This is a genomic window from Methylobacterium oxalidis (assembly GCF_007992195.1).
GTDB classification, from domain to species: domain Bacteria; phylum Pseudomonadota; class Alphaproteobacteria; order Rhizobiales; family Beijerinckiaceae; genus Methylobacterium; species Methylobacterium oxalidis.
On the sequence record NZ_BJZU01000056.1, the window covers coordinates 1 to 11,030 of the forward strand.

Annotated in this window: 12 protein-coding genes; 2 read left to right on the top strand and 10 right to left on the bottom strand. The window is 67.5% G+C overall.

Features of this window, described 5'->3' with window-relative positions; translation table 11 throughout:
• Window positions 1-690: 690 nt before the first annotated feature.
• The 10 genes from MOX02_RS14595 to MOX02_RS14635 form a co-directional block, all read right to left on the bottom strand.
• Entirely contained in the window at window positions 691-1,311 is a 621-nt protein-coding gene (locus MOX02_RS14595; RefSeq protein WP_147026525.1) for a hypothetical protein, read from the bottom strand.
• Window positions 1,312-1,390: 79 nt separating this feature from the next.
• Window positions 1,391-2,650 carry a tyrosine-type recombinase/integrase gene (locus MOX02_RS14600; protein ID WP_147026526.1) on the bottom strand — a complete coding sequence of 420 codons (1,260 nt, stop codon included), beginning with the start codon at window positions 2,648-2,650 and terminating at the stop codon, window positions 1,391-1,393.
• A 317-nt stretch (window positions 2,651-2,967) separates the two neighbouring features.
• Complete coding sequence (locus tag MOX02_RS14605; protein ID WP_147026527.1) at window positions 2,968-3,207, bottom strand: hypothetical protein; 240 nt, start codon at window positions 3,205-3,207, stop codon at window positions 2,968-2,970.
• A 204-nt stretch (window positions 3,208-3,411) separates the two neighbouring features.
• Complete coding sequence (locus MOX02_RS14610) at window positions 3,412-3,636, bottom strand: hypothetical protein (protein WP_147026528.1); 225 nt, start codon at window positions 3,634-3,636, stop codon at window positions 3,412-3,414.
• A gap of 24 nt (window positions 3,637-3,660) precedes the next feature.
• On the bottom strand, window positions 3,661-3,936 hold the full coding sequence (locus MOX02_RS14615; protein WP_147026529.1) for a DUF6522 family protein: 276 nt from the start codon (window positions 3,934-3,936) through the stop codon (window positions 3,661-3,663).
• Window positions 3,937-4,089: 153 nt separating this feature from the next.
• On the bottom strand, window positions 4,090-4,236 hold the full coding sequence (locus tag MOX02_RS31255; RefSeq protein WP_170267876.1) for a hypothetical protein: 147 nt from the start codon (window positions 4,234-4,236) through the stop codon (window positions 4,090-4,092).
• 196 nt (window positions 4,237-4,432) lie between these two features.
• Window positions 4,433-4,672: a hypothetical protein gene (locus MOX02_RS14620; protein ID WP_147026530.1), complete on the bottom strand. Its 240-nt coding sequence runs from the start codon at window positions 4,670-4,672 to the stop codon at window positions 4,433-4,435.
• 625 nt (window positions 4,673-5,297) lie between these two features.
• On the bottom strand, window positions 5,298-7,430 hold the full coding sequence (locus MOX02_RS14625) for a molybdopterin-containing oxidoreductase family protein (RefSeq protein ID WP_147026531.1): 2,133 nt from the start codon (window positions 7,428-7,430) through the stop codon (window positions 5,298-5,300).
• A 440-nt stretch (window positions 7,431-7,870) separates the two neighbouring features.
• Window positions 7,871-8,863 (bottom strand): DUF808 domain-containing protein, encoded by a 993-nt coding sequence (locus MOX02_RS14630; protein WP_147026532.1) that lies wholly within the window; start codon window positions 8,861-8,863, stop codon window positions 7,871-7,873.
• A 117-nt stretch (window positions 8,864-8,980) separates the two neighbouring features.
• Window positions 8,981-9,457, bottom strand: coding sequence for an Rrf2 family transcriptional regulator (locus MOX02_RS14635; protein WP_147026533.1), 477 nt, complete (start codon window positions 9,455-9,457; stop codon window positions 8,981-8,983).
• 95 nt (window positions 9,458-9,552) lie between these two features.
• Here MOX02_RS14635 and hmpA point away from each other — a divergent pair, with 95 nt between their 5' ends.
• On the top strand, window positions 9,553-10,791 hold the full coding sequence (hmpA, locus tag MOX02_RS14640; RefSeq protein WP_147026534.1) for an NO-inducible flavohemoprotein: 1,239 nt from the start codon (window positions 9,553-9,555) through the stop codon (window positions 10,789-10,791).
• A gap of 88 nt (window positions 10,792-10,879) precedes the next feature.
• Window positions 10,880-11,014, top strand: coding sequence for a hypothetical protein (locus MOX02_RS32675; protein WP_280525319.1), 135 nt, complete (start codon window positions 10,880-10,882; stop codon window positions 11,012-11,014).
• The last annotated feature ends 16 nt before the right edge of the window (window positions 11,015-11,030 follow it).

The following is an 11,030-nucleotide window of genomic DNA, read 5'->3' on the forward strand; positions in this document are numbered from 1 at the left end:
CCTGGTCCTGACGGACCTTCCATAGCGAAGGAAGCCTGACCTCCCCGGCCTCTTTGTGCAGGCCGACGAAGACGGTGGGCTGAGATGGAGCCGCCACAAGCCCTGGGGATCGGACCCAGTTTTTATATGGTGTCAGGAGCGAGTGGCCCCACAGCTATTTAGGCAGCGGCGTGGCTTGAGCGGCTGGCTGCCTACGAGCTGCCGGCATCGGCATCCTCAGAGCACTTGGCGCCGGAGCTACACCTGCGCTTGATCTCGGGAGAGCGTGTGCGCTGCTGATGTTCCCGGCTGCCTCGGTGCAGCCCGGCGGTCAGGCGGCGATGTTCGAAGGTGTGCACCCGCCAGAGTGCACGGTTGTGGCGAGCGGCAACCTGCGCGGCCTTGCTTGAGTTGTGCGACGCGCTCATTGCGCACCGCCAACGCTCAGGACGGACGCAGGCACCCCGCAGTGCCCGATCGAGCTTGGCCAGTTCCAGGTTGGGCACGGGACTGCGCCGGCGCGATCAGCCTTCTGGCGGACGAACTGATGCGGACTGAATGGCCCGGGACCTCCTGGCGTCGCCAGGGATCCCGAAGCCGAGTAGTTTGTACCTTGCAATGATGTTTCTCCCGTCTTGTGATGGACGGGCGCATCGTAGGCTTCTGCGAGGAGCCGATGGCCGAACTCGGCGAGGCGAGAACCGATTTCGATCAGGAAGCGCTACCGCCAATCGTGATGAGGTGGCCGAACTCGTCAGCCGCCTCGGCCAGCCACTTGCGGACCGTATCCTCGTCCAGGCTAATGCCGATGCGATCCAGATCGTCTTTGATTTCCCGGACAATAGAGCCGCGAGGTTTCTGAGGGTCGTAACTGTACGTCGCGGCTGCGAGCCCGAGAACAATTTTCAAAAAACTCTGTCTTGACTTCGCGTTTAAGTGTTCGTCTTCTCGGTCTTTTGTTGTTTTTGCGACTTTCTTTCCATCCTTCACGGCTTTCTCGAGATCTGGGTCGAAGGATATGCCTTGCCTCTTCGCCCACTTGATGAACGCTTCCGGTTCGTTGAAATCGTTAAGAAGGTTCACGTGCCGAGCGCGGATCGCCAAGCTCCTGCGTTCGGCGTACAGCTTGGCAAAGGGATGGCCGCTGTTCTTGAGGAACTCCCAATTCACGACACGGGGCTCGCACCCGAACGAAAGAGCGATTGCTTCCTCGTTGGTCCAGCATGCGGCCCTGCTCCAGTAGCCACGGTCCGCGCGCGGATCTCTACCAAAGAATTCTTCAGTAGTCAGATGAAAAAGCGGGTGGCCTTCGTCCCAAGCACTATCGGTCATTGCTGCTTCCCTGCAGACAGGTTGCGTTCACTTACAGTAAATGGTTTTGGAGCGCGCGATTGCTTGCAACAGCAATAGATTACGCCGGGGCCGGACCTGCTGCTGCCTCGGGCCGCTGTCGATCATGCCTGGTGACCCAGCGGCTCCAGGCGCACAGAGCGTCCCTGCGCTCGCGCAGGTAGAGGGCCCGATTGTAGACCCCGGCGACGCCCCGCTTGGCTGAGCCGCTGACATGGTTGACGACGGCCTCGACCACGTGCGGCGCAATCCCGAGCTGCTCGTTCATCAGCGTCACCATGGTTCGCCGCAGATCATGCAGTGTCCACGGAGGGAGGGACGGCAGAGCAGCCCCCGCCCGCAGGGCGTTCACCCGTTGGTCCAACTCGGTTTTGGCCTTGCTGAAGCCAGACAGGCCCGTCGTGCCGCGGGTGGTGAACACGAACGGACCCTCCCGGGGCAAGCTCGCGATGATGTTCTGCGACGCCTCCGCGAGCGGAACGAGATGCGGCTGTCCGTTTTTGGTCCGGCTGGCTGGAAGGCTCCAAATCGCCTCTTCCGTGCCGAAGCTCCGCAGCTCGTCCCAGCGCATACCGGCGACTTCGCTGCGCCGTTGCCCGGTCAGCAGCAGAAGCTTGAACAGGGAGCCGAACTGGCTCGGCCATTCAGACAGGGCCCACCAGATCCAGACCAGCTCGTCCGGCTGGAGGACGCGGTCGCGGGAGCGGGTGGCGGACAGCGGGCGGACCCGGCTGGCTGGGCTGACCGTGAGGAGATCCTGCTCCAAGCACCAGTTGAAGAATTTGGACAGGTACGCGAGTGCGCGGTTCGCTGCAGCCGGTGAACCCCGCCCCTCGATCCGGTGCAGGACCTCGAGCACCTCTGCCTTCATCAGAGAGCTCAGCGGCCGGTCCTGCCAGTCCCGCGTGTCCGGTCCCTGGAGGGTGCGGCGGTACTCTCGGGCGGTGTTCGGGCGCAGGTTGCGCTCGACATAGCGCTCCATGAACAGAGCTACGGCGCCGCCGAAGGTGGTCCGGCGCTTGTGCTCCTTCTTCCGGCGTGCCTCGGCTTCGATCTGCCGAGGATCCTGTCCAGCCTTGGCGTGCAGGATGAGCTGTCGGGCTTTCTCTCGAGCGTCGGCCAGCGATAGGGCCGGATGGCGCCCGATGGTGATGCGGACGAGCCTGCCGTCGACACGCGTCATCACGAAGTAGGCCTTGGCGCCTAAGTAGGACGCGCGCAGGCCGAACGCAGGAAGGTGGCTGTCGAAGTGGTCGACCTGACCTTTCGAGGGAAGTCGAAGACGCTCGACAGCCGCATGGGTGAGACGGAGCTTCGGCATAAACTGGCCTAGGTAGCGCCCAGGTAACAAAACCGGTGGGTTATGGCACGTTAGCCATTGGTAGGGTTTGTTATGGGTTCGTGCTGATATTGCTTATAGACCAGATGTTTACGGCAACGCAACTGTTAGGCATTGTTAGGAACTGTTATGAGAATTCTGCTTACTCTTAATCAGCGGGTCCTAGGTTCGAACCCTAGTGCGCCCACCAATCCTCTCGATGGCTTAGCTGAGGTCGTGGTCTCGCAGGAACGTCTGCGGACCCCATGCGGACCTGGCAAGCGCGTGATTCCTCTTCCCGAAGACGTCTGACCTCATTCTCAGCAGCGCTGCCCAGTCTCGGCGTCGAGATGCACCTGCGTCTTGCGCAGGACAGTGCAGGGGTCGTGGCCGCTGGCCCGTGCCAACAGCAGCAGGTCCATCAGCAAATCGACGATATCGCACTCCGCCACGTCACTCCCGGCAAGCGGATAGCGCCATCGGCGCTCGTCACCGTGCTCCTGCAGGTAGAGGTCGAGAGCCTTGCGAGCGAGATCGATCCGCGCAGCTTCCGTGGCCATGGGCGTGCTCCTCGACCGCCCAGGCCCTTGGTTTTCCCGGCCTGGTTCGGCCCCGCGCGTGCTGCGCCTCAGCTAACGGTCGAGGAGGGTCTGCGGTTCGATGGGGCGCCGCGGCCCAGCAATCAGCCGCAGGAAGGTTCGAGCCGACGTTCCGGGGTCGGATCAGGGGCTCGCCACGGGATCGCGGGCAGATGCGGGCTGAGGTCACTCCTGCTGTGCGGTTTCGGCCAGCACGTGCCTCTCGGCCCTGCGAACAACGGAAACCGGATCACACCCTCGCTGATGCGCGAGCAGGAGCAGATCGGTAATCAGATCAACGATCTCGCAAGAATGCACGCTATCTTCCAAGCGCTGCTCTGCGCCTTCGGCGGAGATGTAGGCATCGAGAGCGGTCTGCGCGAGCTTCGTACGGCTGACTTCCACGATCATGGGCAGGCTCCTCGAAGGTTCAACCTACCGGATCGCTTCATCCGGGGGTTGATCCGTCAGAAGGCGACACTCGTTGATCAGACGCCCTTGAGCGTCGAACACGCCTCGCCAGGCGGTCTCACGGCATTGCACCGTAACGCGAGATCGGCCCTCATTCCGGCTGTGTCCAGCCTCAACCCGTGTCCGGACGAGACCCAGGTGCATCTCGTCCTTCAGCAGCCGGAGAGAGATGCCGAGCTTGGCCGCAAGCTCGGTCGGATCAACAATCCATTCGCCGCGCACATCACGATCGAAGCGCATCGGAGCGCCCTCCGTCAGCTCGGCAGGAGGAGCGGGCTGAGACCGATGATAGCACGGACGGAGAAGCGCCGCGACTAAAGGCGTCCTCGACACGGCTCGCGCGCTCGCGATCCTGATCGAAGGCGCGCGGTGGCGCGGCCGATTGCATCGGCCTCAAACGAAGTGCCGGAAGACGACCCGAACTTCTTCCGTTTCGGTGGTCGTCCGATCCTCGAAACTCGGGTCCGGCCGCGCCGCATCGAGAGGCAGGAGAACAGCGAGCAGCGCCAGGAGCCGGCGGAGCGAGCGAGCAGCGAACATGGAGCCCTCCTTCCCGTGGTCAGGGTCGGCGCCTCACATTCACGAGCAGCCGAGCATGTCTCGGCGATGTCATGCCCCTTGCGGACGCGCCCAACTGTGATGGGCCTCATGGACATGCGGATCGCCGACGCAGCGATGAGGCGGACGGCCGAGCCTGCGTGAAGGGCAAGGTGATCCGGCTGATGCAGCCGCCGTATCAGTGCCTGCGCGCGGTCTCAGCGGTCCGCTCCGTCTCAGGCAGGAAGCGCGCGAGGCACCTGAGGCTTGGATCAGTCAGGCCACCACCGTTGGCGAAGGTCACGAGAGCGAACATGGCGAGCAACTCCGCCTCGTCGTAGCTCATCTGCACGCCGCTGAGGACGCTTGCTGCTCCACGCACCGCCTGCACTGCCTGCCGAAACGCCGGATCGGCCTTCAACTCCTCATGGCGCGTCATGGTGTGCTCCGTGCTGCCGCACCATTGCACGCGGGTCCGCCCGCTCGCCTCAATCCACGATAATCGTGGCAGCGTCCGAGACCTCGCTCATGAGATCCCGCCATCCGAGCGAGCGTTGAAGGTGGCGCCGCTGACGCTCGGAGGCTGAAAGGCTGTGTGTACAATTGCAAAACTTACTTAGATTAGTCTGTGAGAGCGAAATATTATCCTGAGTTAAAATTGAGAAGTGTTTGCAATTTGCGATGAACCATCGTAGAGTTTGGGCCCTTGTCAGGACGACAAGGGTTTTCCATCAGGAGCCCTGCTCCGCCGGAAACCTCGGAGGTGAGGCCATGCAGCATCACGAAAAGTCCGATGGTGAGGACGGTCCGCCGGATCAGTCGGCAGCATAGGTTCTAGCGCAATCGCGCACATGGAGGCGGGACGTGGTCCCGCCTTTCTTTTGCGTACAGGCGAAGAGGCGCTGGGGTCGCTTGAGAGCCGCGTGCTCAGTGGTCCCGCATGATCAGGAGAACCTGAGAGACGGTTCGCCTCCTCAATGCCCTCACAGGGCCTGCCAGGGCACCTCTGCAAAACAGCTTCGAGCGGTGCCGGCAGCGCGCGGGCGCGCTGCCGGCCGCGGCGCCTACTGCGCGAGACCGACCTGGACGAGGTTGTCGCTGTAGGTCGGCGAGTGGCCCATGCCGCCGTAGGTCGAGGCGCTGATCACGTTGACGGCGCCGTCGCGGTTGAGCGCGTGCCAGTAGCCGAGCGAGGCCACCACGAGGCCCGGTGGCACGTCCTCGGTCACCTTCGCCTCCCCGTGGAAGGCGCCGCGGTCGTTGAAGACGCGCACCAGCGCCCCCTCGGTGATCTCGCGCGGTCCCGCGTCCTGCGGGTTGATCAGGATCGCCTGGCCCCCCTGCGCGCGGATCTTGTGCGCCTCGTTCGCGTACTGCGAGTTGAGGAAGCCGTGGCTCTTCGGCGAGACGATGTTGAGCGGGTAGCGCTCGGCCTGGGCCGGGTTCGTCTCCGGCCGCTCGTTGGCCGGCACGTAGCCCGGCAGCGGGTCGAGCGCCTCGCCGCCCTGCTTCGCCTCGTACATCTGCCGGAAGGGCGGGGCCACGAAGTTGCCCGTCGTCGCGGCCGTCTCCGACCAGAACTCGCACTTGCCCGACGGCGTCGGGAAGTTGCCCTCCGCGTGCGGCGTGCGCGTGCCCGGCTCGCCGAGGTTCAGCCGGTACCAGCCGTGCTCGCGGAAATGGTCCATCGTGATCCCGCCGAGCTTGGGGCTGTCCCAGTCGAGGTACCACTCCATCAGCTCGGCCTCGCTCATCGCGAATTGGGGCTCGGTGAAGCCGAAGCGCCGGGCCAGCCGCCGGAACAGCTCGGCGTTCGAGACCGTCTCGCCCGGCGGCTCAATCGCCTTCTGGTTGAGCGTGAAGAAGAAGTGGCCCCAGGAGAACATCATGTCGTCGTGCTCGGCCGCCATCGTGGCGGGGAGCAGGATGTCGGCATAGCGGGCCGTGTCGGTGACGAAGTGCTCGCTCACCACCGTGAACAGGTCCTCGCGGGCGAGCCCCCGCTTGATCTTGGCCGTCTCGGTGGCGTTCGAGACCGGGTTGGCGTTGTAGACCATCAGGGCGTGGATGCCCGGCGAGATGCCGGCCTCGCCCGTCAGGATCTCGCCGAGCTTGAGCACGTTGAGCGCGCGCGTGCCCTCGGGGATCAGGTCCGGCCGGCAGACCCGGTCCCAGTGGATCGGGAATTCCCACAGGGGCATCTGGTAGACGCCGCCGCCCGGATCCTTCCAGGAGCCGGTCAGCGCCGGCAGCGAGAAGATCGCCCGCAGCGCCTGCGCGCCGCCCGCGCTGCGCTCGACCGCGATGCCCGGCCGCAGCGCCGCGTTGCGCGTGGTGGCGTACTCGCGGGCGAGGCGCCGGATGTCCTCGGCCGGGATGCCGCAGATGTCGGCGGCGTACTCGGGCGTGAAGACGGCCGCCCGCTCCTTCAGCGCCTCGAAGCCGACCGTGTGGCGGGCGATGTAGTCGTCGTCCGTCAGGCCCTCGGCGATGATCACCTGGATCATCGCCATGGCGAGGGCGCCGTCCGTGCCGGGCCGCGGCGCGAGGTGCCAGTCCGCCTCCTTGGCGGTGCGCGAGCGGTAGGGATCGATGACCACGACCTTGGCGCCGTTGCGCTGCGCCTCCTTGACGATGTGCCAGTGGTGGAGGTTCGTCGAGACCGAGTTGCAGCCCCAGATGACGATGTACTTCGACTGGGAGAAGCTCAGCGGGTCGGTGCCGTTCGTCGGGCCGACCGTCAGCAGCCAGGCCGTGCACGAGCCCGAGCCGCAGAAGGTCTTCTCGGCGACGGTGGCGCCGAGCCGGTTGAAGAAGGCGTCGCCGACCGTGAGCCCCTGCACCGTGCCCTCGTTGCCGAGGTAGTTGTAGGGCAGGATCGCCTCGGCCCCGTGCGTCGCGACGATGGCGCTCCAGCGCCGGTGGATCTCGTCGAGGGCCTCCTCCCAGGTGATGCGCTCGAAGTGGCCGCTGCCCTTCGGGCCAGCGCGCCGCATCGGGTAGAGGAGGCGGTCCGGATTGTAGTGGTGCTTGTCGAAGTCCTTGACCTTGGCGCAGAGCGCGCCCCGGGTCATCGGGTGGTCGGGATTGCCGCGGACCTCGGTCAGCCGGCCGTCCGCGACCGTGTAGATCATCGAGCAGGTGTCGGGGCAATCATGGGGACAGGCCCCGAGCTTGGTCGTGGCTTCCTGAAGCATTTCGGACTCCCGTCTGGTCTTCTGTCTGGTCTTCTTGTTGTCGTGTCGCGTGCGCGCAGGGCCGCCGGACCGGCCGGCGCGGCCGGCCCTCACCCGCCCGCCGCGCCGTCTCCCTGGACGGGCCGCCGGGCGGAACGGATGCGTCGTCTGGGTGCTCGCGCCGCCGCGGCGCGTCGGTCGGCCGGGCCGCCTCCGTCATCCGCGCGGGCTTCCGGGCCGCCTCGACGACGAGGGGGAAGGGGTCGGCCAAGGCGCAGATGGAGCGGTCCCCTTCCGACGGAGGGCGGCCGGTCGCCCGCCGGGTTCGGTCCGGCGGGGAGCGGGACGTCGGGCGGGATGGCGTCCCGCCGACGGTCACGGCTCAGTCTGCACGAACGCCGGGCCGGCGCAACTCCGGCCCCGGATCCCGCGGCGGGGCCGGACGACCGCCGGGCCGGCGCTCAGGCGACGCCGGGGCGGAGGCGCGACAGGCCCTGCCAGGCCGGGGCGAGGACGTAGCTCGTGACCGGGATCAGGAGGCCGCCGACGAGGAGGCCGACGACGCCCGAGGCCGCCGCCGTGACGAGCCATTCGACGAAGCCGGAGGCCGCGGGGATCATCGCCCCGGCCGCCGCCGCGGCGTCGTGGATGGCGTGGCCGAGGGCCGGCAGGCCGTAGGTCTCGAGCCCGTGAACCAGGATGCCGCCGCCGACCCAGATCATCGCGGCTGTGCCGACGATCGCGAGGAGCTTCAGGAAGACCGGCATCCCCTTCACCACGGCCCGCCCGATCCCGCGGCCGAGGGCCGCCAGGGACGAGCGGGAGGTGTTGCTCGCCAGGGCGACGCCCGCGTCGTCGGCCTTCACGATCAGGGCCACGGCGCCGTAGACCGCCGCCGTGATGCCGATGGCGACGACTGCCAGCACGGCCGCCTTCGTCCAGAAGGTGCCCTCCGGGATGGCGGCGAGGGTGATGGCCATGATCTCGGCCGAGAGGATGAAGTCGGTCTTGATCGCGCCGGCCACGCGCCGGTCCTCCAGGGCGCGGGCGCTGCCGTCGCCGGCCCCGACCGTCTCCTCGTGGGCGTGCGCCTGATGGGGGAAGAGGGCCTCGTAGACCTTCTCGGTGCCCTCGTAGCAGAGATAGGCCCCGCCCAGCATGAGCAGCGGCGTGATCGCCCAGGGCGCGAACGCGCTCAGCGCGAGGGCGCCCGGCAGCAGGAACAGGAGCTTGTTGCGCAGCGACCCCGTGGCGATGCGTGCGACGATCGGCAACTCGCGGTCGGCGGAAAAGCCCACCACGTAGCGCGGCGTGACCGCCGCGTCGTCGATGACGACGCCCGCCGCCTTCGCGCCCGCCTTGGCGGCCTGCCCCGCGACGTCGTCGAGGGAGGCCGCGGCGAGCTTCGCGAGACCCGCGATGTCGTCGAGGAGGGCGATCAGTCCGAGGCTCACGGGGCATCCTTCTCGTCGGGCAGGCGTCGCCGTACAGACAGGCGTCGCTGTACAGACGAGCGAGAGCGCGATTTGGATCCGCCGCCTCGCCGAAGGGGCCACGGACGCCCGCGGGCTTCAGGCTCCGGCGCCCGTCGCGTCGGCCGGCGCCTCACCCGGCGCGGGCAGGCCGAGGAGCCGGGCGATGTCGAGCCCGTCCTGCCCGCCGAGCAGGTCCGCCAGGGTGTAGCGGTCGAGGACGGCGAGGAAGGCCGCGAGCGCCTCGCCGAGGGCGCGTCGGAGCCGGCAGGGCGCCGTGATGGCGCAGCCCGCGCCCGCGAAGCACTCGACCAGCGCGAGGTCGTCCTCCGTCTGCCGGACCACGGCGCCCACCACGATCTCCTCCGGGGGCCTGGCGAGCCGGAGCCCGCCGCCCCGGCCGCGGATCGTGCGGATCAGGCCGAGGCGCCCGAGCTGGTGCACCACCTTGGTCAGGTGGTTCTCGGAGATGCCGTAGGCCCGCGCGATCTCGGCGATCGAACTCTGCCGCGGCTCGTGCAGGCCGACGTAGATCAGCGTGCGCAGAGCGTAGTCGGTGTAGCGGGTCAGTCGCATGGAGGCTCCGGGGCGGCCTTGAAGGTATATTCCTGTTGCATCTTTTCAAAGGGCGCCATAAAAGGTGCATACTAAATGCACCTTTGAGGGATGCCATGCCGAGCCCGCTCTCCGCACAGACCGTCGCCCTGGTCAAAGCCACCGTGCCGGCCCTCGAGGCACACGGCCTCGACATCACCCGGCGCATGTACGAGCGCCTGTTCCGGAACGCGGAGATCCGCGACCTCTTCAACCAGTCGCACCACGGCGAGACGGGCTCGCAGCCGAAGGCCCTGGCCCAGGCCGTGCTGGCCTACGCCCGCAACATCGACAATCTCGGGGTGCTCGCGGGCGCCGTGGAGCGGATCGCGCAGAAGCACGTCGCGCTCAACATCCTGCCGGAGCACTACCCGCACGTGGCCGACGCGCTCCTCGGCGCGATCGGCGACGTCCTCGGCGAGGCGGCCACGCCCGAGATCTGCGCGGCCTGGGGCGAGGCGTACTGGTTCCTGGCCGAATTGCTGATCGGGCGCGAGGCCGCGATCTACCGCGACCTCGCCGTCCGGCCCGGCGGCTGGAACGGCTGGCGCAGCTTCGTCGTGGAGAGCGTCCGGCAGGAGAGCGAGACGATCCGCTCCTTCGTCCTCGTCCCCGAAGACGGCGGCCCCGTGCTGCGGCACGAGCCCGGCCAGTATCTCGGCTTCCTCCTCGACCTGCCGGGGCAGGGCGTGCTGAAGCGCAACTACTCGATCTCCTGCGCGCCGAACGACCGCGCCTACCGGATCACGGTCAAGCGCGAGGGCGGCGCCGACCAGCCTGCCGGCATCGTCTCGAACTGGCTGCACGGGCAGGGCCCCGGCACCGTCCTCAAGGTGGCGCCGCCGGCCGGCGCGTTCGTGCTCGACCGGCAGACCGACGCGCCGGTGGTCCTCGTCAGCGGCGGCGTCGGCCTCACGCCGATGATGAGCATGCTGGAGACGATCGCGGCCGCGAGCCCGGACCGGCCGACTTGGTTCGTCCACGGCGCCCAGAACGGGCGCCTGCACGCCATGCGCGACCACGCCCGCGCCCTCGCGGCGAGCAACGAGAACCTCCGGCTGCACACCTTCTACGCGGAGCCCGAGGCGCAGGACCGGCCGGGCGCGCACTACGACGCGCCGGGCCTGATCACGGCGGAGTGGTTGGTGGGGCAGACGCCGCACGAGCGCGCGACCTACTACCTGTGCGGCCCCAAGCCCTTCCTCAGCGCCCTGGTGAACGGGCTGCTGCGCAGCGGCGTGCCGGCCGAGCGGGTGCGCTTCGAGTTCTTCGGGCCCGCCGACGAGCTCGTCGAGGCGCCGCGGCAGGCGGCCTGAGGCGGGTGCCTCGGTCGCGCAACCTGGGAGAGGGCGGCGAACCCGCGGCCCTCTCGCGCGTTGCGTGACTGATTGTTGGAGAACGACGATGACGACCAAGTGGATGACGTTGCCGGAGATCGCTCTGGAGCGTCACATCACGCTGCGGGAGGCCGAGGAACTGGTCGAGCAGCGCAAGTGCCCGCGCGTCTTCAAGACCGACACCACGCTCTACCTGATCTGACGTGCGAGACCCCGTG